This is a genomic window from Pantoea sp. MT58, from assembly GCF_014495885.1.
Lineage (GTDB): Bacteria > Pseudomonadota > Gammaproteobacteria > Enterobacterales > Enterobacteriaceae > Pantoea > Pantoea eucalypti.
On sequence record NZ_CP061083.1, the window covers coordinates 2,758,903 to 2,779,600 of the forward strand.

Sequence of the window (20,698 nt, forward strand, 5' to 3'; positions counted from 1 at the left end):
CTATAGCTGAGACGCAGTTACGCGCCTGTTACAGCCCCGCAAGCATAGCCCCACCCGTCATGCTGTACCAGACCTCAGCGTAAAAAACGCTTGAAACCGATATTTTATGCATGTTTAAGCTATGAGGTTCGGCTTTGATGGCATAAACCACGACAAATATCTGGCGTTAAAGGGCAAAGTGCAGAATAAAAAAAGGCGGCGGCGGATAGCGGGCATAAAAAAGCCGTCTCAGGGACGGCTTAGTGGGCGACCCTGTCGGGCTTAGTGCAGCACAGAATGGACGCTGGTCACCGGAACGTGCTCTTCTTCTTCGCCCACAATCAGCAAATTGTTGGCAAAGGCTTCCAGAATGACCATGGAGATCTGCTCTTCACTCTGCTTCATAAAGTGTGAGAACTGACCAAACGTTAATCCTGCCGTGGTGGTCATTGACTGACAGACAATGAGCTTCGGCAGATTATCATCCTGAATGTCGATAAATGCTTTCACCGTCAGTGAACTGGCATTGATTTGCGACAAATCGCCGACCAGCGGAATCAGCGCCGTTGGCTTCACTTCAGCCAGCGCCGAAAACAGAATGACGTTGTCGACCAGATCGATTTTGGCGTCAAACACCCCATCAAAGTTTTGCATGTGAGGCAGATGAAGTGCCTGACAGGCATCGCATTCGAACCAGGTGATATTTTGCTGATCCAGCCAGCGACGCAGCAGGTCGATATCCGGAACGACAAGAGAATCCATCGTAAAATCCCAGTGGGGTGATAAACAGGCGACTTAGCTTACGGAAAAATGCGCGGCGATGCCACGAAAACTGCTGAAAAGCGCGCGTCAGCCAGCGGTTTTAGGACGGAGCCCGGGGATAGCCTGCTGCTCGATCCGCTGGATCATTAACGCGGCGATGTTAAGGTCGCTGCTGGTTTCGATGCCCTCCAGACCTGGCGAGGCGTTAACTTCCATCACCAGTGGGCCACGATGAGCGCGCAGAATATCGACGCCCGCCACTTCCAGTCCCAGTGTGGCTGCCGCTTTCACGGCCATCTGCCGCTCCTGTGACGTGATCTCGACGGGATACGCTTTGCCACCACGATGCAGGTTGGAACGGAAATCGCCCTCTTTCGCGACACGCTCAATCGCGGCCACGACCTGATTGCCGATCACCAGACAGCGAATGTCACGTCCCTGCGCTTCTTTAATAAACTCCTGCACCAGAATATGGGCATTCAGGCCGCGAAAGGCATCAATAACACTCTCTGCCGCCTGACGTGTTTCGGCCAGTACGACACCAATGCCCTGGGTTCCTTCTACCAGCTTGACCACCAGCGGTGCGCCGCCCACCATGGCAATCAAATCATCGGTATCATCGGGCGAAGAGGCAAAGCCGGTCACCGGCATGTCGATGCCTTCTCGTGCCAGCAGCTGCAGCGAGCGCAATTTGTCACGGGTGCGGGTAATGGCGGCGGACTCATTCAGCGGATAGCTGCCACACATTTCAAACTGCCGCAGTACCGCCGCGCCATAAAAAGTGATGGCGTTACCAATGCGCGGGATAACGGCATCGAAATGACCCAGCGGTTCACCACAATAGTGAACCGCTGGCGAGGCAGGATTGATATTCATATAGCAGGAGAGCGGATCGATGACCTGTACTTCGTGGTCGCGCGCAGCGGCCTCATCACGCAATCGTCGGCTGGAATAGAGCGTTTCGTCACGTGACAGGATGGCTATCTTCATCGCTGCTCTCCCTTTCTGAATTAACGCGTGGCCCAGCCCTGTTGATGCAGATAATCGAGCATAAACGGACGCGTCTCTTTAATGATCAGCCGCTGGATTAGCTCGCTCCAGGTTTCACTACGCTGGTTACTGTCGCGCTGCTGATAATAGAGTTCTGTGCGGCTATCGTATTCTGCCAGCACCGCCGGATCCAGTGGCTGATAGCGATTCTCATGTACCAGCATCGCATGTGGCATACGCGGTTTGACGTCCGGCTTCGATTCCGGATGACCCAGGCAGAAACCAAACAGCGGCAGCACAAACTTCGGCAGGCCCAGCAGTTCTGTCACTTCCGCAATGCTGTTACGAATCCCGCCGATAAAGACGCCGCCCAGATCCAGTGATTCCGCTGCGACCATGGCATTCTGCCCCATCAGCGCGGTGTCGACACAGCCCAGCAGCAATTGCTCGGCACGGCCCAGTTGTGCATCCGGGCAAATCTGCAGGTGGCGATTAAAGTCCGCGCAGAAAATCCAGAACTCAGGCGCATCTGCGACCCACGTCTGCCCGCCGGTCAGCGTTACCAGCTTGTCACGCAGCGCTTTGTCGGTGATACGGATAATAGAAGAGCACTGTAAAAAGCTGGATGTGGACGCCGATTGCGCCGAATTAATAATCGCTTCACGCTGCTCTTCGCTGACCGGCTGGTCAGTAAAGGCGCGGATCGAACGGTGGCTGCACAGTAAATCAATGGTCGGTGTCATAAAGTCTCCAGCAAAATTATCTTTTTTTATCAATCTGATTGAACAGCTGTGGTGCTATCGCTTTCGCGGTGCGCCACATTAACAGCCAGGCAGCAGGCAGCATCAGAACCACGCCGGCGATGAACAGCACAGTGGCCAGCGTTTTCACGTCAGCCATGTCTGGCAGCGGAAGCCAGTGGTTGATCAGCAGCAGCGCGCCTAAAATCAACAGGCCACCTGCCGCCTCCATCACCACCACAAACCGGGGCAATCTGGCTACACTCTGCATCACATCCTCCTGCCTTAGCGGCTTACTGAGCGTCAATTATGGTCAACAACCCAAAAATTGCGCGGGATATAGAGGCCGCTGCTGCGAAAAAGCCCCTGTTTCAGATGCTTCCTGAACGCGCGGCAATAGCGTGCGGGCATCAGACTAACAGGCAAATCCTGCTTTCCTTAAGCGATACGAGCGGGCATGATGGTGCCCATTCTCTGTTTCGTTGTGTGACATACATCACATAATAGTCGCTGCAAGGAGTTCTTTATGATTGCTGTTATTTTTGGTCGTCCGGGCTGTCCTTACTGTGTGCGTGCCCACGAACTGGCCGATAAACTGACCGCTGAGCGCGATGATTTTAGCTACCAGTACGTTGATATTAACGCAGAAGGCATTACAAAAGCCGATCTGGAAGCCAGCGCCGGTAAACCGGTCAGCACCGTCCCACAGATTTTCGTGGACGAAAAACATATCGGTGGCTACACCGAGTTCGCTGCATGGACTAAAGAGAATCTGGGATTTGTCGCGTAAGCGCAAAGGGCCGGAATGAAAAAGGCGAGGCAGAAAATTCTGTCTCGCCTTTTTTGCTCTCTGGCTGTGGGAAATCAAACGGCACCCTTCAGTTGAGTGACGCCATGACAATCTGCATCAATCGCACCAGCAATGCCCCGCAACCTGCCCAGAACAGGGCGCTCAGGCTCCAGGCCACTAAAAAGAATCCGCTACTGTGAATAAACAGGCTGTTGTTTAACAGCAGTGCTGCCAGTAACGTTCCCCAGAGTCCCATCAGCAGCGTGCTTTTTAGCGGGCTTTCCACCTGCATCAACGCCATCACAATACCGGGCAACATAAAGAGCAGTAATTCGGGCTGACCACGAAGCGGGCCGGGACCGACTTGCCAGAAACGACAGGTAAAAACAAACACCAGACTATACAACACCACGCCGCACAGGCGGGTTGTCCAGAGATAAGAGCGCTGCGGCATACTACCCCACTGATTAAAAATAACCCCGACAATAACCTGCTGATATCCCTGATGCGTTCAGATGGAAATAAAAAGAAACAGTTCGTTGTGGCAACGAATGAAAACAGCCAATGGCTGAGAAAGATAATTGTGATTAGAATAGCGCCGCGGTAAAGGTTCCATTTACAGCATTGATACAACAGAACCTCAACGGCCTGCTCACGATAACGAAAAACAGGCTACTCTTCAATAGCTTACATGTAAACAAGAAGTTAAACAGTGAATATTAACGTCGCAGGATTGTTAAGCGGAAATGACATTTTGTTATTATTTGTCGTTTTAGCGCTTGGCCTTTGTCTGGGTAAGTTGCGTCTTGGCTCCGTTCAGCTGGGAAATTCGATTGGCGTATTAGTCGTTTCGCTCTTATTAGGCCAGCAACACTTCACGATCAATACCGATGCATTGAGCCTGGGCTTTATGCTGTTTATTTTTTGTGTCGGCGTTGAAGCCGGTCCCAACTTTTTTTCCATTTTCTTCCGCGACGGCAAAAATTATTTCATGCTCGCCATCGTCATGGTGGTCAGCGCACTGCTGCTGGCGCTGGGGCTGGGCAAACTCTTTGGCTGGGATATTGGCCTCACCGCTGGCATGCTGGCCGGTTCGATGACCTCAACGCCGGTACTGGTCGGCGCGGGTGATACCCTGCGACAAAGCATCACCGATCCAAAGCAGCTCGCACTCATGCAGGATCAGCTGAGCCTCGGCTATGCCGTAACCTATCTGATTGGCCTGGTGAGTCTGATTTTTGGCGCACGCTACCTGCCCCGTCTGCAACATCAGGATCTGCCCACCTGTGCCCAGCAAATTGCCCGGGAACGCGGTCTGGATGCGGACAGCCAGCGCAAAGTCTTTCTTCCCGTCATTCGCGCCTATCGCGTGGGCGCGGAACTGGTGGCGTGGAGCGGGGGCAAAAACCTGCGTGAACTGGGCATCTATCGTCAGACCGGTTGCTACATTGAGCGTATTCGCCGCAACGGTATTCTCGCCAGTCCCGATGGGGATGCGGTACTGCAGCTGGGTGATGATATCTCGCTGGTCGGCTATCCCGACGCACATGCCCGGCTCGACCCCAGCTTTCGTAATGGTAAAGAGGTGTTTGACCGCGATCTGCTGGATATGCGCATCGTAACCGAAGAGATCGTGGTGAAGAACCATAATGCGGTAAACAAGCGCCTGAGCAAGTTAAACCTCACCGATCACGGCTGCTTCCTGAACCGGGTGATACGCAGTCAGATTGAGATGCCGATCGATGACAGCATCATACTGAACAAAGGTGATGTGCTGCAGGTCAGCGGTGAGGCACGACGGGTCAAAAGTGTGGCCGATCGCATTGGTTTCATCGCGATTCACAGTCAGATGACCGATCTTTTAGCTTTCTGCGCCTTCTTTATCGTGGGTCTGATGATTGGCCTGATTACTTTCCAGTTCAGCAATTTCAGTTTTGGTATTGGTAACGCAGCGGGTCTGCTGTTCGCCGGTATCATGCTCGGCTTCCTCCGTGCCAACCATCCGACCTTTGGGTATATTCCGCAGGGCGCGCTGACGATGGTGAAAGAGTTCGGGCTGATGGTGTTTATGGCGGGAGTAGGATTAAGCGCTGGCAGCGGCATTAATCACGGCCTGAGCAGTGACGGTGCCCTGATGCTACTTTGCGGCCTGCTGGTGAGCCTGATTCCGGTGATCATCTGCTATCTGTTTGGTGCCTATGTGTTGCGGATGAACCGCGCCCTGCTGTTTGGTGCCATCATGGGTGCGCGAACCTGTGCACCGGCCATGGAGATTATCAGTGATACCGCACGCAGCAATATTCCGGCGCTGGGGTATGCCGGAACCTATGCCATTGCCAACGTATTGCTCACGCTGGCGGGGACACTGATTGTGATCATCTGGCCAATTTTGCCTTTATAAAATTTTTTTGCCTGCGTCCAGAACTTTATAGTTAAGCGATAGTCATAATAAGTGCCACTGCTTTTCTTTGAAATCCCCAAATTGTGGAGCCCGCTGGTCTTTTTCCTGGCGGGTTTTTTTATGCCCTTTTTTCCTCCCTGCGCCACTCACCAGCACCACAAACTGACCCGAAACGGTCATAAAACTTAAACAGTTGTGCAACTCATTATCAGATTCGGAGCCTTTCCGTAGACGAATTGCGTCTTAAAAAGCAGGATGGTGCGCTGTTAAGTTAGCTATTTGTGCTGAGGAATGTATCCCGAAATGGAAGAGCTGAACCACTCACTGTTTACTGCCATCAATGCCACTCCGGCGTCACCCGCCTGGTTAATACACCTCGCGACCTTTATTGCCAAAGACCTGATTGCCATTGTGCCGCTGTTAATTGTGGCGATGTGGCTCTGGGGACCGCGCGATCAGGTTTCTTCACAACGGGCGCTGGTTCTGAAAACCGGTATGGCGCTGATTTATGCGCTGGCAATCTCCTGGTGTGTCGGCCATCTGCTGCCGCATCCCCGCCCTTTTGCCATTGGTTACGGCTATCAGTTCCTGCACCACGCCGCCGATGACTCCTATCCCAGCGATCACGGCACCACGATTTTCACCTTTGCGCTGGCCTTTATCTTCTGGCATCGCCTCTGGTCGGGCGTAGTGCTGATGATAGGGGGTTGCGCTATCGCCTGGTCGCGGGTCTACCTGGGCGTTCACTGGCCAATGGATATGCTGGGTGGGTTCCTGGTGGGTCTGCTGAGTTGTCTGGCGTCGCATCTGGCGTGGCAGTTCTATGGCGAGCGGATGCTGGCGGTGATCAACCCGCTCTATCGGGCACTGTTTGCCGTGCCGATTCGTAAGGGCTGGACGCAGGATTAAAAAGGGACTTGTTAGCGTTCCTGAGATTGCTGACAAAGTCTGGACTGGTTGCTGTAAGACTGAGCCTGCACAGGAAACACGGTCAGATCGGAAAGACGCAAAACTGCCATCCATGGCTCGCTCCGCCCGCGCGATTACGCCCCTCATCCCTGAGGGGCGCCCGTAAAGGGGCCAACGCGTTGCGTTGTTCAAAAACGCTCCCGGCGTTTTTAGTACGCACCTCATCCCTGAGGGGCGCCCGGAAAGGGGCCAACGCGTTGCGTTGTTCAAAAACGCTCCCGGCGTTTTTGTCTATGGCGCGGGACGCTTGCCTCCTTTGACCGTGTTCCCTGCACGTTAAGCTAATTCATTGCTGCCAGATGCATCCTGATTTGGGTTTGCCAGCAGTCAGCAGGGACGCCTCAGCGTCCCTCAGACTTATGAAAACCACTTCCCGAACCAGCCGTTGAACTTCATCATCACGAAATCAATCATCCGGCTGAAGAAGCCGCCTTGCGGCACGTCCTGCAGCACCACCAGCGGACGCTGCTCAATCGTTTTGCCATCCAACTGGAAGTCGATGGTGCCGACCACCTGATTCTTCTTCAGCGGCGCTTCAAGCTGCGGCGCATTGAGTTTAAAACTCGCCTTCAGATTCTTCATCTGCCCTTTCGGGATGGTCAGCGCGGCATCTTTCGCCACGCCCAGATTCACCTGACTCTTGTCACCGAACCAGACCCGCTGCTGCGCAAACGGCGCATCCGCTTTTATCGGTGTTACTGTTTCAAAGAATCGGAAGCCCCACGTCAGCAGCTTTTCACTTTCGCGGAAACGAATCGCATCGCTGGCGGTGCCGAGTACCACCGAGATCAGACGCATATCGCCTTCCGTCGCGGAGGCCACCAGGTTATTGCCTGCGCCTGAGGTATGGCCGGTTTTAACGCCATCCACTTTGAGGTTGGTGCTCCACAACAGACGGTTGCGGTTGATCTGACGAATATTGTTAAAGGTGAACTCTTTCTCTTTATTCAGGGCGTACTCTTCAGGCACATCGCGGATCAGCGCCTGAGCAATCAGCGCCATATCCCGCGCAGTGCTGTACTGCCCTTCTGCATCCAGACCATGCACCGTCATAAAGTGGGTGTTCTGCAGTCCCAGCGCCTTCACGTAGTTATTCATCAGGCCGATGAACGAATCCTGACTGCCTGCCACATAATCCGCCAGCGCGATACAGGCATCATTACCGGACTGAATCACAATTCCTTTATTCAGCTCATGCACCGGAATGCGGTCGCCAGGCTTGAGGAACATCAGCGAAGAGCCGCGCAGCTTAGGATTGCCAGTCGCCCAGGCATCCTGTCCGACGGTGACCAGATCATCCGGTTTGATTTTGCCTGCTTTAATTGCCTGACCCACGACGTAGCTCGTCATCATCTTAGTCAGACTGGCGGGATCGAGACGCTGATCGGCACTGGATTCAGTCAGCACTTTACCGCTGGCGTAGTCGATCAGAATCCACGCTTTAGCATCAATGCCGGGCGCGGCGGGAGCCTGCTCAGCAAAAACGCTGATGGGGGCAAGAATCAGTAATGAGGTGGCAGCAAAGTGCCGCAGGCGAGATGAGAAGCGAGTGTTTGTCATGAGCTTGGCCGGATTGTCCTTGTTAAATCGAAATTCCAGGGGCAGAAAATTCTCACTCAAACGCTACCCCCTGACGGCAGTGAAAAAAACCGTCGAATCGTAAAGTTTTTTAGAGTTTAGTAGAGTAACCCTGGCATAAACGCCGCGCGCGTGCCCCTTTTTTCCGATTCTGTCGCCACCAAAACTGCGTGAAATTCCGATTTTTCGCAGAAGAGTTAAGCCCGTCACAAATATCAGCTAACCTGAACGCCAGTCAGCCGAGGAGACCGACCATGGACTTAGCCCTTTTTGATCTTGATGAAACACTCATTTGTGAAGACAGCACCAGCCTGTGGCTGCGCTGGCTGGTATCACAGGGATTTGCTCCCAGCGAACTGATTGATCAGGAACAGGCATTAATGAATCAGTATTATGCCGGTACGCTTTCGATTGAAGAGTATATGAATAAGACGCTCTCACCGCTGGCGGGCATGGCGACGCTGACCGTTGAAGGCTGGGTGCGTCGCTTCATTCAGCGCGACATCCTGCCTCGTGTCTATCCGGCCGCCCGCGAGCGGATCGAATGGCATCGGGCGCGCGGCGACCGGGTGATGATCATCTCTGCCAGCGGCGAGCATCTGGTGGTGCCGATTGCTGAGAAACTCGGAGCCTGCGGCGCGCTGGCGATTGGTGTTGAAATCGTGGACGAGCGTTACAGCGGCAACACCTACGGCACCATGACCTATAAAGAGGGCAAAGTGACCCGACTGGGTGACTGGAAAGCGCTGCAGCAGCAGGAGCACTTTGAGCGCACCTGGGCCTACAGTGATTCAATGAACGACCTGCCGCTCCTGGAGCAGGCCGATCATGCCCATGTCATCAACCCGGATGCGCAGCTACACCAGGAAGCGTTAAACCGTGGATGGCAGGTTTATCACTGGGCTCGCTGATTCAGCGTCGTGTCCATCGGGCGTAATTCTTGCAGACAGCCTGGGCGCCGAACAATCGGAACGCACATGGAGTACGCGAGGGTTGCGAGCAGAGCCAGGTGCAGACTGAAAAATTAACTCACCTGATGGACAAGGTTTTTAGCCGCGGGATGCGCCAGCGTCCTGCGCTAATCCCACTCTCAACAGCTTGCCATTGGCCTCATCGGTCAGCACATAGAGATAGCCATCCGGCCCCTGTCGCACATCACGAATCCGCACATTCTGATCCCCCAGCAGCCGCTGCTCCTCCACCACTTTTTCGCCGTTAATACTCAGACGAATCAGGTTTTTCTCTTTCAGTGCACCGATGAATAGCGAGTTTTTCCACTGGGGAAAACGGGCGCTGTTATAAAACGCCATGCCGCTGATAGCCGGAGAAACTTTCCAGTGATACAGCGGCTGTTCGGTGCCCGCGACATGAGTGCCTTTTGACTCCGGCACGTTGTCGCCATTGTAGTCAATGCCGTACGTCGCCAGCGGCCAGCCGTAATTCTTGCCCCGGGCCATGATATTCACTTCATCGCCGCCTCGCGGGCCATGCTCGTTTTCCCATATCATGCCGGTCCAGGGGTTAAGCGCCAGTCCCTGCGGATTACGCAGACCATAGGCCCAGATTTCTGGCCGTGCGCCGGCCTTTTTCACAAACGGGTTATCGTCAGGCACGCTGCCATCAGCATTCAGCCGCAGCAGCTTGCCCTGAAGCTTATCGAGATCCTGCGCCGCACTGCTGACAAAATTATCGCCGAATGCAATCCAGAGATAACCCTGGGTATCAAAGGCCAGCCGGGTGCCGATATTGTTGCCGCTGGAGAGCATCGGCGTCTGCCGAATCACCTCACGAAAATCGCTGAGCTGCCGGTTATCCTGGCTCAGCGTCCCGACGCCCACTACCGCGCCCGCTTTGCCGCTGCTGTTCGCCTCGGTGTAGCTCAGCCAGACGCGACGGCTGGTCGCAAAATCGGGTGCCAGCACCACGTCCAGCAAACCACTCTGCCGTTCTGCCCAGACTGTCGGCACCCCTTTGATTGGCTGCGACAGACCGCTCTCCGGGCTCCAGCTGCGCAACTGTCCGCTACGTTCGGTAATCAGCAGGGTTTTGTTGTCGGGCAGAAAGGCAACGGACCATGGATGTTGTAACTTATCCTGTAATACCTCAACTTTCACGTCAGCGGCAAACAGCGGCGAAGCGCAGAATAGCGGCGAAGCGCAGAATAGCGCGCTACTCAGCAGCAGAGCGGTCGAAAAACGGGACATAGGGATCTCCTGACAGGATGGCTTGACCTTAAGCGTAGTCATCCGTCGCGGGGTGAACCTGAGGATTTACAAAAGATTAAACAGGAAACCCGCTGCAGGACGCAGCGGGTGAAAGGCATTACTCGAAACAGGTATCCGGATTATCCGACAGGGTGATGAACTGCTTGCCACCCTGGGTCAGCGCCATAATGGTGCCGCTTTCGATATCGTAGACCCAGCCGTGCAGACGCAGCTTGCCATTACGCAGGGCAACGGAGACCGACGGATGGGTTTTCATGTTGTTGAGCTGGGCGATAACGTTCTCTTTGACCATTTCGTTCAGCTTCTTCTCTGGCGAGTCATACTGACGCTGCTCAACCACCGCTTTTGCCGCATCGGCATAACGCAGCCAGTGCTCAACCGCTGGCATGGTATCCATGCAGGCGCAGGAGGCGATGGCATTCATGGCACCACAGTTAGAGTGACCACAGATGATGATGTCGGAGACACCCAGTGCGACAACCGCATATTCGATAGTGGCAGAGACACCGCCTGGCTCCGGGCCGAATGAGGGAACGATGTTGCCCGCATTGCGGATAACGAACAGCTCTCCTGGCTCCTGCTGTGTTACCAGTTCAGGCACCAGACGGCTGTCTGAACAGGAGATGAACAGCGCTTTAGGATTTTGATTTGACGCCAGGCTTTTGAAAAGATCCTTCCTTTCAGGAAACACATTCTGCTGGAAATTCAGAAATCCGTTGATGATCTCTTTCATTATTTAGCTCTCACATTATCCATTTCATTACCTGAGGAGCATAGCCTCCTCAGTGGGGTTTGCTGGTTTATTATTAATGAAAACAAGTGAATATCAACCCGAGTTTTGCAGTCAGCCCTGGACCATCGCCACTGTCAGCGTTTCGCTTATCGGTCAGCCAGAAGCATCCTGGTTGATTTCTTTTTATAGCACGGGAAGTTACTGGAAAAGGTAACGTTTGATCTGTCTGCTTTTTTTACCTGAGATCGCGCTCCGCTTTTACGCGTTTTTTCACTACTTTACGCACGACATAGCAGGTGGACGTACTTTCACTTTTACGTCAGCGGATGTGGCACACGCTGGAGGGCCGCCTGAACCGCAATGCTGCGCGACAGGCCGCCGGGGGGAATCAGCACTCAGCCATACTGTTGCTGATGCGCTTTTTTACGTTTCAGATAGTCCTCATCTTCCCGAAGTTTATCCCAGTACGCTTTGAAAATGGCCGCCGCTGCGGCTTTCTCTTCGTTGACGCCGCGCGGCAGCTCTTTGCCGTCTGCGTCATACTTGCGTCCGCCTTTATGATTGCTGTAGCGACGCGCTCGGGTATACCCCATCTGGATAAATTTGCGCGCCATATCCATACCGACAAAATCATCCTGACGCCGGTAATCCTCAAACAGCGCCATGATTTTCTCAGCCGACTCTTCAGCAATGGGGACAGTGCGAAAACGCCAGTGCGGCAGAATTTCGCTCTTATAAGGCTCGACCATCAGCACACCCTGCTCGCCTCGCCCGACCTGATAACGCTCGGGATGCTGGCGGAAATCAATCGTGCTGAAGTCCTGATCATAATCGAAAGGTTTCATCTCTTTAGTTTAGGATCAAGTGCGTCACGCAGCCCGTCTCCCAGTAAATTAAATGCCAGAACCGTGAAGAAAATGGCCAGACTGGGGAAAATCGCTACATGAGGCGCAATCACCATGTCGGCCCGCGCCTCATTCAGCATCGCGCCCCACTCCGGTGTGGGCGGTTGTGCACCCAGCCCCAGAAACGACAGGCTGGCAGCGGTGATGATCGAAGTGCCGACCCGCATGGTGAAATAGACCACAATCGGCGATACCGTACCGGGCAGGATATGCCGCATCAGAATGGTCCAGTCAGACGCGCCAATACTGCGTGCTGACTCAATATAGGTCTGATGCTTCAGCACCAGCGTATTGCCGCGCACCAGGCGGGCAAAGGCGGGAATACTGAAGATAGCCACCGCCACAATCACGTTGCTCATGCCGCTGCCCATGATCGCCACCACCGCAATTGCCAGCAGGATGCCGGGAAACGCGAACAGCACGTCACAGATGCGCATGGTAATGCGGTCCCACCAGCCTTCGTAATACCCGGCAAGCAGCCCAAACAGCGTGCCAATCAATGCGCCGATCACCACCGAAAAGAAACCGGCAATCAGGGAAATACGCGTCCCGACCAGCACCCGGCTGAAAATATCACGACCCAGCGAATCGACACCAAACAGGTGAATCAGGGACGGGCCCTCATTGAGCCGGTCATAATCGAAGTAGTTCTCTGCGTCGAACGGCGCAATCCACGGAGCGATAACCGCCAGCACAATCAGCAGCAGTACAAACGCGCCGGCCAGCAGCGCCACCGGCTGCTGCCGGAAGCGCCGCCAGAACTCTCGCCATGGCGTACGAACCCGGTTCTCCGCAATCAGCGGCATTGTTTTCAGGGCCGCTTCACGTCGCCAGTTTTTCATCGCGACTCCTTAAAGCGAATAGCGGGATTGATCACCGCATAGAGCATGTCGACAAACAGATTGATCAGAATAAACTCCAGTGAAAACAGCAGCACCTCTGCCTGAATAACCGGATAGTCGCGCATCGCCACCGAGTCGACCAGCAGACGGCCCAGTCCCGGCCAGTTAAACACCACTTCGACGACGATCGATCCCCCCAGCAGAAAACCAAACTGCAGCCCCATCATCGTCACCACCGGGATCATCGCGTTGCGAAGGCCGTGTTTCACCACCACCAGCGACTCGCGTACCCCTTTAGCCCTGGCGGTGCGCATGTAATCTTCCTGCATCACCTCCACGAACGACGCGCGGGTAAAGCGTGCCATTACCGCCGCCACCGCCGCACCTAAGGTGATCGAGGGCAGAATGTAATGTTTCCAGCTGTCAGCACCGACGGTTGGCAGCCAGCCCAGCTCCACTGAGAAGACCTGCATCAGCAGCATGCCCAGCGCAAAGGCGGGAAACGAGATGCCCGATACCGCCAGCGTCATCCCCAGCCTGTCAGGCCAGCGGTTGCGCCAGACAGCCGAAACAATGCCGATGGTCATGCCAAAAATCACCGCCCAGATCATGCTGGCCAGCGTCAGCCACAGGGTCGGCATAAAGCGCGAGGCGATCTCATCCGCAACCGGCCGCTTTGAGACCATCGACTGGCCGAAATCACCCTGCAGCGCATTCAGCATAAAGTGCCAGAACTGTTGCGGCAGCGGCTGATCCAACCCCAGTTCCTGACGCACCAGCGCCACCACGGAGGCATCAGCTTCCGGCCCGGCAATCAGGCGTGCCGGATCGCCCGGCAGCATATGAACAAACAGGAACACCAGCACTGCCACTATCAGCAGCGTCGGGATCAGCCCCAACAGTCGTTTAAGAAAATAGTTAAACATGCAACATCCTGCAGCTGCGGCCAGCCACGCAGGCTGGCCGGCTCCGTTACTTCAGAGTGGCCTCATCAAAATTGAATGAGGTATCGGGCATCACATAAAAACCGCTGAGGTTTTTGCTGTTGGCAGAAACCAGCTGCTCCACCACCAGCGGGATCCACGGATGGTCCTGCCAGATGGTGTCCTGCGCATCTTTATACAAGCGCGCTTTCTCTGCACGGTCAGTGGTTTTCAGCGCATCGGCCAGATCTTTATCCACCTTAGGATTGCTGTAAAACGCCGTGTTAAAGATCGCCGGTGGCCAGGCTGCGGTAGCAAACAGTGGCGTCAGCGCCCAGTCTGCTTCGCCCGTTGAAGCGGACCAGCCGGTGTAGAACATCCGCACGCCGCTCTCTTTCTGGCCCTTGCCTTCCACTTCTGCGGCACGCTGGCCCGCATCCATCGCCGTGACTTTCACCTTCACGCCAACCTGCGCCAGCTGCTGCTGAGTGAACTGCAGCACTTTCTGCGCGGTGCTGTGGTTATGTGACGACCAGAGCGTAGTTTCAAACCCGTTCGGATAACCCGCCTCTTTCAGCAACGCACGGGCTTTGGCTGGATCGTAGCTGATGGCCGGATAGGTCTGCGCAAAGTCGACGGCAGGCGGCACGATGCCGGTAGCGGGCGTGGCGTAACCGGAGAAAGCCACCTTCGCCAGCGCCTGACGGTTGATGGCATATTCCAGCGCCTCACGTACCTTCGGGTTGTCGAACGGCTTCTGAGTGACGTTGAGGCTGATATAACGCTGCATAATGGAGGGTGAGGTCACCACATCCAGCTTGCTGTTCTTTTCCAGCAGTTTCACCTGCTCATAAGGCACCGGGAAGGCAAAGTTTGCTTCGCCGGTCTGCAGCATCGCCGCACGGGTGTTGTTGTCCACCACCGGACGCCAGGTGATGCTGTCCAGCTTCGGATAGCCCGGCTTCCAGTAACCGTCCCACTTCTTCACTTTCACAAAATCGGTCTGGTTCCAGGTTTCAAACACAAACGGTCCGGTTCCTACCGGATGGAAACCGATCTCTTTGCCATATTTTTTCAGCGCGGCTGGCGAAATCATCGCCGCCGCCGGATGGGCCAGGTTGTTGATAAAGGCAGAGAACGGCTCTTTCAGCGTCACTTTTACCGTCGTCGGATCCACGACTTCCGTACTGGCGATGCGTTTAAACAGGTTGTAGCGCTTGAGATGGTTATCCGGGTTGCTGGCACGATCGAGGTTGACCTTTACCGCTTCCGCATTGAAATCCGTGCCATCCTGGAACTTCACGCCAGGACGCAGCTTGATGGTATACGTCAGGCCGTCGGCGCTGGCCTGATAGCTCTCTGCCAGCACGTTAGTCAGTTTCATATCCTTATCGAAGCCAAACAGACCCTGATAGAAGGATTTCGCGACCGCCTGCGACAGTGTGTCATTGGCGTCATAGGGATCGAGCGTGGTGAAGTTGGACGCGACGGCAATCACCGCATCCTGTGCTGCCCAGGCGGGCAATGTCATTGCGCTGCTTAACACGCCAGCTGCCAGTAACCCTTTACGCATCGTCATCTGCATCTTGTTCTCCTGTAATCCCTGTCGGGTTGGTCGCCGGGGCGACATTGTCACTGTTCAGGTCGCGCTGATAATGTGGCGGGCGACGAAATGGCCCGGAGCCACCTCCATCAGCGGCGCCACTTCAGGTTCATCCCCTAACGCATGGATCGGGCTGGGGATCTCATCGACCAGTAAGGCGCGTTCACGACGCCGGTGAGCCGGATCGGCGACCGGCACCGCTGCCATGAGTTTTCGGGTGTAGGGATGCTGAGGCTGTTCAAACACCGCCTGACGCGGCCCCATCTCGACAATCTGACCGAGATACATCACCGCCACGCGGTGGCTGATACGCTCCACCACCGCCATATCGTGGGAAATAAACAGGAATGCGATGCCAAACTCGCGCTGCAGGTCGAGCATCAGATTAATAATCTGCGCCTGAATCGACACATCCAGCGCCGAGACGGACTCGTCGGCAATCACCACTTTGGGGTTCAGCGCCAGCGCGCGGGCTATACAGATGCGCTGACGCTGCCCGCCAGAAAATTCATGCGGATAACGCTGAGCATGTTCCGGCAGCAGTCCCACTTTATCCAGCAACCAGGCAACGCGCTGCTCCGCCTCGCGACGCGGCATCGCCTTGTGGACCAGCAGCGGCTCCATAATGGAGAAGCCGACCGTCAGCCGGGGATCCAGCGAGGCGTAGGGATCCTGGAAGATAAACTGAATATCACGCCGCAGATGGGCCAGCGCGGCACCGGAGAGATGATCTATTCGCTGGCCGTCAAACGTCAGCGTGCCGCCCTGACTGGCCACCAGCTTCAGCAGCGAGCGGCCGGTGGTCGATTTACCACAGCCAGACTCCCCCACCAGTGCAAGCGTCTCACCGGCATAGAGATCAAAACTGACTTTTTCGACGGCATGAACCCGGCTTTTAACCCGATTCAGCAGACCACCGCGAATATCAAAGCGGGTGACCAGATCGCGCACCTGCAAAATCGGCGGCTGCAGGCGGCGTACCGTATCCTGCGGCACGTCATCAACGGCATCACTGTGCAGCAAGGGGAATTTGGCGGGCAAAGGCTGCCCCTGCATCGAGCCGAGTTTTGGCACCGCCGCCAGCAGCGCCTGTGTATAGGGCTGCTGTGGTGCGCTGAACAGCTCGGCGACCGGAGCATTTTCCACTACTTCGCCGCGATACATCACCTGCACCCGGTCGGCCATTTCGGCGACCACGCCCATATCGTGAGTGATAAAAATCACTCCCATCTGCATCTCTTTTTGCAGCACGCGGATGAGCTGCAGAATCTGCGCCTGAATGGTGACGTCGAGCGCAGTAGTCGGTTCATCGGCAATCAGTAACGCCGGCTTGCAGCAGAGCGCCATCGCAATCATCACGCGCTGGCGCATCCCACCCGACAACTGATGCGGAAAGCGGGATAAGACATTCTGCGCATCGGGAATGCGCACCAGATCCAGCATCCGGCGCGCCTCTGCCAGCGCCCCGGCGTGGCTCAGACCCTGGTGCAGACGAATGGATTCGGCAATCTGCTCGCCCACGGAGAAGACCGGATTCAGTGAGGTCATCGGCTCCTGAAAGATCATCGCCATATCCGCGCCGCGCACCCGGCGCATCTGACCTTTTGAGGCGCGCATCAGATCCAGCACGTCGCCGTTGCGACGGCGCAATTGCACTTCTCCGCTGACGATTCCGCCCGCCTGCTCAATCAGTCTCATCAGCGCCAGCGAGGTGACCGATTTCCCCGAACCTGACTCCCCCACCAGCGCCAGCGTTTCGCCCCGAAACAGATCGAGTGACAAATGACGCACCGCATCCGTGACGGTGTCTTCGTGCTGAAAACGCACATTGAGATCGCGCACCGCGAGTACCTGTTCAGGGGCCAGCGGCGATAATGTTTGCCTGTCGCTCATCACTGCCCCTTAACTTTCGCGATATATCGCGACGTCCGCCGCTTCGCCGACGCGCCCAACACCCCGATACATGCCTTCGCTGTTAAACGGCAGCGCCACGTTACCTGCACGATCCACCGCAATCAGCCCGCCGCTGCCGCCCAGTTCCAGCACGCTGTCATGAATGACATTAACCGTAGCCTGCTGCAGCGAACGTCCGGCGTAGCGCATCTGCGCAGCCACATCGTAGGCCGCCAGCGTGCGCATAAAGACTTCACCGGTGCCGGTACAGGAGACGGCCACGCTGTCGTTGCTGGCGTAGCAGCCCGCACCCGGTAGCGGTGAGTCGCCGACCCGCCCGGCCTGTTTATTGGTCATACCGCCCGTTGAGGTAGCTGCAGCCAGGTTGCCTGCCAGATCCAGCGCGACGGCGCCTACCGTACCGAACTTGCGGTCCGGATCGAGCGGGTCGTCGCTGTGCGCGGCACCATCGTGGTCCAGCACCGCGGTATCGCTGTTCAGCGCGCGCTGCAACTGCTCCCAGCGTTCCGGCGTTGAGAAGTAATCTTGTGCAACCATTTCCAGCCCGTTCGCTACGGCAAACTGCTCTGCACCCTCGCCGATAAACAGCACATGCTCGCTTTTTTCCAGCACGGCACGTGCCGCCAGCACCGGATTACGCACCCGCGTCACGCCCGCGACCGCGCCCACATCCAGCGTACGCCCATCCATGATGCAGGCATCAAGTTCATGAGTGCCCTGATGGGTGAACACCGCGCCTTTACCGGCGTTGAAAAGTGGACACTCCTCCAGCAGTCGCACGGCCTCCGTCACCGCATCCAGTGCGCTGCCACCCTGAGCCAGTATCTGCTGACCCTGAGTAACAATATCGTGTAGCGCCTGACGATAGTGTTGTTCTTTTTCAGCGCTCATTGCTGCGCGCGAAATTGCACCCGCGCCGCCGTGAATGGCGATCACTGCATTGACCATAACGCTTTACCCTGTGGTTGCATCAGGACGAAAAACACTGATTTAAAATGGTTTTCACCCATTTTGGGTGATTTTTGACTATAGAAAGCCTGCTAAGTGTTGTAAAGCGGAAACTGTTCCTGTGGTTATAACCTTTTCTTACCACCCTGATTCATTTTTGCCATAACAACCGGCGCGTCTGACCGACACCGATGTGACTCAGCGGCTAATCCGACTCATAATAGGCAGCATCTGAGTTAACCAGGCTGGACTGTTTATGGAAAGTTTTACTGCAGGTTTGATCTCCCTTGAGGAGGCGCAACAAAAAATGCTGTCACAGCTGACGCCCGTTACCGACTCACTGAGCGTGTCGCTGGCCGACGCGGTCGGCCGCATCACGGCAAAAGCCGTCACCTCCCCGATCGCCGTGCCGCCCTTTGATAACTCTGCGATGGATGGCTACGCCGTCAGGCTGGCCGATGTCAGCAGCGGCCAGCCGTTACCCGTCGCGGGCAAAGCCTTTGCGGGCGCGCCGTTCAGCGGTGAGTGGCCGCAAGGCAGCGTGATTCGCATCATGACCGGTGCCCCAGTGCCCTCAGGCTGTGAAGCGGTGGTGATGCAGGAACAGACCGAATCTCAGGGCGATGCGATTGTGATTACCGCGCCTGTGCGTCCAGGACAAAACATCCGCCTGACCGGCGACGACATTCAGCCAGGTCATGTGGTGCTGGAAGCGGGAACACGTCTGGGTGCCGCCGAGCTGCCGCTGCTGGCTTCGCTGGGTATCGCGCAGGTGAGCGTGCTACGTAAACTGCGGGTCGCTATCTTCTCCACCGGTGATGAGCTTCAGCCGGTCGGTGAGCCGCTGGCAGAGGGCCAGATTTACGACACTAACCGTTTTGCGGTCTCGCTGATGCTGCATAAGCTCAACTGTGAAGTCATCGACCTTGGCATCATCAAAGATGATCCTGCTGCCCTTCGCGCCGCATTTGAGGAAGCCGATCGGCAGGCGGATGTGGTGATCAGCACCGGCGGCGTCTCGGTCGGCGAAGCGGACTTCACTAAAAATATGCTGGAAGAGCTGGGCGCGATTAGTTTCTGGAAACTGGCGATTAAGCCTGGCAAGCCATTTGCCTTTGGTCGTCTTAACAGCAGCTGGTTCTGCGGTCTGCCCGGCAATCCGGTCTCCGCCGCCGTGACCTTCTATCAGCTGGTACAGCCGCTGCTTGCCACCCTTACCGGCCAGCAAAAATCCGCCTTGCCGCCCCGCCAGAAAGTGCGCAGCGCCTCGCGACTGAAAAAGTCGCCGGGCCGCCTCGACTTCCAGCGCGGCATCCTGCGCCAGAACGCACAGGGTGATCTGGAGGTGGAGACGACCGGAATGCAGGGTTCACACGTCTTCAGCTCTTTTGCCCAGGCGAACTGTTTCATCGTGCTGGAACGTGAACGCGGAAACGTTGAGCCGGGCGAATGGGTCGAGGTAGAACCGTTCAACGCCTTGCTGGAGGCATAAATGCTGCCTGAATTAAGCGATGAGGAGATACTGCGTTACAACCGGCAGATTGTCCTGCGCGGCTTTGATTTCGACGGTCAGGAGCGGCTTAAAGCGAGTCATGCGCTGGTTGTCGGGCTGGGCGGACTCGGCTGCGCCGCCGCGCCCTATCTGGCGTCTGCGGGCGTCGGCAACCTGACACTGCTCGACTTCGATACCGTGTCGCACTCTAATCTGCAACGGCAGATTCTGCACCATGACGTGGATATTGGCCGCGCCAAAGTGGACTCTGCCGCGCAAAGCCTGGCCGCTATCAATCCGCACTGCCAGCTGCATCCGGTTAATGGACAGCTGGACGACGCAGCGCTGCTGGCGTTGATTGCCCGGCAGCAGGTGGTGCTGGATTGCACCGACAATGTTGCGGTGCGTGAGCAGCTTAACCGGCTCTGTCGGCAGCAGCGGGTGCCACTGGTCTCGGGCGCCGCAATTCGGATGGAAGGTCAGATCAGCGTATTTAACTGGCAGCCCGGCACGCCCTGCTATCGCTGCATCAGCCGCCTGTTTGGCGAACAGACCCTGAGTTGCGTGGAAGCGGGCGTCATGGCCCCGCTGGTTGGCGTCATTGGTGCAATGCAGGCGATGGAAGGGATTAAAGTACTGACCGCCTTTGGCACACCCGCCACCAGCCGGTTGCTGATGTACGATGCGATGAGCGCGGAGTTCCGCAGCATGAAAGTCGCGCAGGACGCGCACTGTGAAGTGTGTGGTGGTGGAGATTAACCTTCTGCAGATATCCGTTCGCAGACAGCTCAAAACTTAAAGCGAAGGGAGCATACGCCTGTAGCAAAGCATCGCGCCGCCCGGATAAAAACGCCGGGAGCGTTTTTTGAACAACGCAATGCGTTGGCCGGGTTACGAGCGCACC

At 56.0% G+C, this 20,698-nt stretch carries 20 protein-coding genes; 6 read left to right on the forward strand and 14 right to left on the reverse strand.

Annotated elements, in window-relative coordinates:
- Window positions 1-261: 261 nt before the first annotated feature.
- The 4 genes from IAI47_RS13050 to IAI47_RS13065 all read right to left on the reverse strand — a co-directional run bounded on the left by IAI47_RS13050 (window position 262) and on the right by IAI47_RS13065 (window position 2,742).
- Window positions 262-741, reverse strand: a complete 480-nt coding sequence (locus IAI47_RS13050; RefSeq protein ID WP_003849273.1) for a YbjN domain-containing protein — start codon at window positions 739-741, stop codon at window positions 262-264.
- Window positions 742-828: 87 nt separating this feature from the next.
- The gene (gene rimK, locus IAI47_RS13055) at window positions 829-1,731 is read right to left on the reverse strand and encodes a 30S ribosomal protein S6--L-glutamate ligase (protein ID WP_003849271.1); all 903 of its coding nucleotides are present in this window, start codon (window positions 1,729-1,731) and stop codon (window positions 829-831) included.
- Between the two features lie 20 nt (window positions 1,732-1,751).
- Entirely contained in the window at window positions 1,752-2,474 is a 723-nt protein-coding gene (gene nfsA, locus IAI47_RS13060) for an oxygen-insensitive NADPH nitroreductase (RefSeq protein ID WP_003849269.1), read from the reverse strand.
- A gap of 16 nt (window positions 2,475-2,490) precedes the next feature.
- Window positions 2,491-2,742, reverse strand: coding sequence for a DUF1418 family protein (locus IAI47_RS13065; protein ID WP_003849267.1), 252 nt, complete (start codon window positions 2,740-2,742; stop codon window positions 2,491-2,493).
- A gap of 255 nt (window positions 2,743-2,997) precedes the next feature.
- Between IAI47_RS13065 and IAI47_RS13070 the strand changes: the two genes are divergently transcribed.
- Window positions 2,998-3,261, forward strand: coding sequence for a GrxA family glutaredoxin (locus IAI47_RS13070; RefSeq protein ID WP_003849263.1), 264 nt, complete (start codon window positions 2,998-3,000; stop codon window positions 3,259-3,261).
- Window positions 3,262-3,349: 88 nt separating this feature from the next.
- On the opposite strand, the gene ybjM is transcribed toward IAI47_RS13070, so the two are convergent.
- Window positions 3,350-3,715, reverse strand: coding sequence for an inner membrane protein YbjM (gene ybjM, locus IAI47_RS13075; RefSeq protein WP_003849260.1), 366 nt, complete (start codon window positions 3,713-3,715; stop codon window positions 3,350-3,352).
- Window positions 3,716-3,973: 258 nt separating this feature from the next.
- Between ybjM and IAI47_RS13080 the strand changes: the two genes are divergently transcribed.
- Window positions 3,974-5,662, forward strand: a complete 1,689-nt coding sequence (locus IAI47_RS13080; protein WP_003849258.1) for an aspartate:alanine antiporter — start codon at window positions 3,974-3,976, stop codon at window positions 5,660-5,662.
- A gap of 303 nt (window positions 5,663-5,965) precedes the next feature.
- Window positions 5,966-6,571, forward strand: coding sequence for an undecaprenyl-diphosphate phosphatase (gene ybjG, locus IAI47_RS13085; RefSeq protein WP_003849253.1), 606 nt, complete (start codon window positions 5,966-5,968; stop codon window positions 6,569-6,571).
- Window positions 6,572-6,988: 417 nt separating this feature from the next.
- Here ybjG and IAI47_RS13090 read toward each other — a convergent pair whose 3' ends face one another.
- Window positions 6,989-8,191: a serine hydrolase gene (locus IAI47_RS13090; protein WP_033743175.1), complete on the reverse strand. Its 1,203-nt coding sequence runs from the start codon at window positions 8,189-8,191 to the stop codon at window positions 6,989-6,991.
- A gap of 272 nt (window positions 8,192-8,463) precedes the next feature.
- On the opposite strand from IAI47_RS13090, the gene IAI47_RS13095 reads away from it, so the two are divergent.
- The gene (locus tag IAI47_RS13095) at window positions 8,464-9,120 is read left to right on the forward strand and encodes an HAD family phosphatase (protein WP_003852323.1); all 657 of its coding nucleotides are present in this window, start codon (window positions 8,464-8,466) and stop codon (window positions 9,118-9,120) included.
- 138 nt (window positions 9,121-9,258) lie between these two features.
- Here the strand turns inward: IAI47_RS13095 and IAI47_RS13100 are convergent, their stop codons facing one another.
- The 8 genes from IAI47_RS13100 to IAI47_RS13135 all read right to left on the reverse strand — a co-directional run bounded on the left by IAI47_RS13100 (window position 9,259) and on the right by IAI47_RS13135 (window position 18,302).
- Window positions 9,259-10,413, reverse strand: coding sequence for a PQQ-dependent sugar dehydrogenase (locus IAI47_RS13100; RefSeq protein ID WP_008925823.1), 1,155 nt, complete (start codon window positions 10,411-10,413; stop codon window positions 9,259-9,261).
- A 118-nt stretch (window positions 10,414-10,531) separates the two neighbouring features.
- Window positions 10,532-11,167 carry a carbonic anhydrase gene (locus IAI47_RS13105; protein ID WP_003852320.1) on the reverse strand — a complete coding sequence of 212 codons (636 nt, stop codon included), beginning with the start codon at window positions 11,165-11,167 and terminating at the stop codon, window positions 10,532-10,534.
- Between the two features lie 395 nt (window positions 11,168-11,562).
- On the reverse strand, window positions 11,563-12,012 hold the full coding sequence (locus tag IAI47_RS13110) for a DUF4385 domain-containing protein (protein ID WP_003852318.1): 450 nt from the start codon (window positions 12,010-12,012) through the stop codon (window positions 11,563-11,565).
- Window positions 12,009-12,914: a glutathione ABC transporter permease GsiD gene (gene gsiD, locus IAI47_RS13115; protein WP_003852316.1), complete on the reverse strand. Its 906-nt coding sequence runs from the start codon at window positions 12,912-12,914 to the stop codon at window positions 12,009-12,011. The genes IAI47_RS13110 and gsiD overlap by 4 nt, the downstream gene beginning before the upstream one ends.
- Window positions 12,911-13,840 carry a glutathione ABC transporter permease GsiC gene (gene gsiC / locus IAI47_RS13120; protein WP_003852314.1) on the reverse strand — a complete coding sequence of 310 codons (930 nt, stop codon included), beginning with the start codon at window positions 13,838-13,840 and terminating at the stop codon, window positions 12,911-12,913. The genes gsiD and gsiC overlap by 4 nt, the downstream gene beginning before the upstream one ends.
- 46 nt (window positions 13,841-13,886) lie before the next feature.
- Window positions 13,887-15,422, reverse strand: a complete 1,536-nt coding sequence (gene gsiB, locus IAI47_RS13125) for a glutathione ABC transporter substrate-binding protein GsiB (RefSeq protein ID WP_003852312.1) — start codon at window positions 15,420-15,422, stop codon at window positions 13,887-13,889.
- Window positions 15,423-15,476: 54 nt separating this feature from the next.
- Window positions 15,477-17,333, reverse strand: a complete 1,857-nt coding sequence (locus IAI47_RS13130; protein WP_008925822.1) for a dipeptide ABC transporter ATP-binding protein — start codon at window positions 17,331-17,333, stop codon at window positions 15,477-15,479.
- A gap of 9 nt (window positions 17,334-17,342) precedes the next feature.
- Window positions 17,343-18,302, reverse strand: coding sequence for an isoaspartyl peptidase/L-asparaginase family protein (locus IAI47_RS13135; protein ID WP_003852309.1), 960 nt, complete (start codon window positions 18,300-18,302; stop codon window positions 17,343-17,345).
- Window positions 18,303-18,558: 256 nt separating this feature from the next.
- Here IAI47_RS13135 and moeA point away from each other — a divergent pair, with 256 nt between their 5' ends.
- Both moeA and moeB read left to right on the forward strand, forming a co-directional pair.
- Entirely contained in the window at window positions 18,559-19,794 is a 1,236-nt protein-coding gene (moeA, locus tag IAI47_RS13140; protein ID WP_008925821.1) for a molybdopterin molybdotransferase MoeA, read from the forward strand.
- The gene (gene moeB / locus IAI47_RS13145; protein WP_008925820.1) at window positions 19,795-20,553 is read left to right on the forward strand and encodes a molybdopterin-synthase adenylyltransferase MoeB; all 759 of its coding nucleotides are present in this window, start codon (window positions 19,795-19,797) and stop codon (window positions 20,551-20,553) included.
- Window positions 20,554-20,698 lie beyond the last annotated feature (145 nt).

Excerpts from the sequence above, each read along its gene's own strand:
- gsiB (WP_003852312.1), bottom strand. The coding sequence starts at position 15,422 with ATGCAGATGACGATGCGTAAAGGGTTACTGGCAGCTGGCGTGTTAAGC.
- IAI47_RS13110 (WP_003852318.1), bottom strand. The coding sequence starts at position 12,012 with ATGAAACCTTTCGATTATGATCAGGACTTCAGCACGATTGATTTCCGC.
- IAI47_RS13130 (WP_008925822.1), bottom strand. The coding sequence starts at position 17,333 with ATGAGCGACAGGCAAACATTATCGCCGCTGGCCCCTGAACAGGTACTC.
- moeA (WP_008925821.1), top strand. The coding sequence starts at position 18,559 with ATGGAAAGTTTTACTGCAGGTTTGATCTCCCTTGAGGAGGCGCAACAA.
- IAI47_RS13070 (WP_003849263.1), top strand. The coding sequence starts at position 2,998 with ATGATTGCTGTTATTTTTGGTCGTCCGGGCTGTCCTTACTGTGTGCGT.
- IAI47_RS13100 (WP_008925823.1), bottom strand. The coding sequence starts at position 10,413 with ATGTCCCGTTTTTCGACCGCTCTGCTGCTGAGTAGCGCGCTATTCTGC.
- gsiD (WP_003852316.1), bottom strand. The coding sequence starts at position 12,914 with ATGAAAAACTGGCGACGTGAAGCGGCCCTGAAAACAATGCCGCTGATT.
- moeB (WP_008925820.1), top strand. The coding sequence starts at position 19,795 with ATGCTGCCTGAATTAAGCGATGAGGAGATACTGCGTTACAACCGGCAG.
- gsiC (WP_003852314.1), bottom strand. The coding sequence starts at position 13,840 with ATGTTTAACTATTTTCTTAAACGACTGTTGGGGCTGATCCCGACGCTG.
- IAI47_RS13095 (WP_003852323.1), top strand. The coding sequence starts at position 8,464 with ATGGACTTAGCCCTTTTTGATCTTGATGAAACACTCATTTGTGAAGAC.
- ybjG (WP_003849253.1), top strand. The coding sequence starts at position 5,966 with ATGGAAGAGCTGAACCACTCACTGTTTACTGCCATCAATGCCACTCCG.
- IAI47_RS13105 (WP_003852320.1), bottom strand. The coding sequence starts at position 11,167 with ATGAAAGAGATCATCAACGGATTTCTGAATTTCCAGCAGAATGTGTTT.
- rimK (WP_003849271.1), bottom strand. The coding sequence starts at position 1,731 with ATGAAGATAGCCATCCTGTCACGTGACGAAACGCTCTATTCCAGCCGA.
- IAI47_RS13065 (WP_003849267.1), bottom strand. The coding sequence starts at position 2,742 with ATGCAGAGTGTAGCCAGATTGCCCCGGTTTGTGGTGGTGATGGAGGCG.
- ybjM (WP_003849260.1), bottom strand. The coding sequence starts at position 3,715 with ATGCCGCAGCGCTCTTATCTCTGGACAACCCGCCTGTGCGGCGTGGTG.
- nfsA (WP_003849269.1), bottom strand. The coding sequence starts at position 2,474 with ATGACACCGACCATTGATTTACTGTGCAGCCACCGTTCGATCCGCGCC.
- IAI47_RS13050 (WP_003849273.1), bottom strand. The coding sequence starts at position 741 with ATGGATTCTCTTGTCGTTCCGGATATCGACCTGCTGCGTCGCTGGCTG.
- IAI47_RS13135 (WP_003852309.1), bottom strand. The coding sequence starts at position 18,302 with ATGGTCAATGCAGTGATCGCCATTCACGGCGGCGCGGGTGCAATTTCG.
- IAI47_RS13090 (WP_033743175.1), bottom strand. The coding sequence starts at position 8,191 with ATGACAAACACTCGCTTCTCATCTCGCCTGCGGCACTTTGCTGCCACC.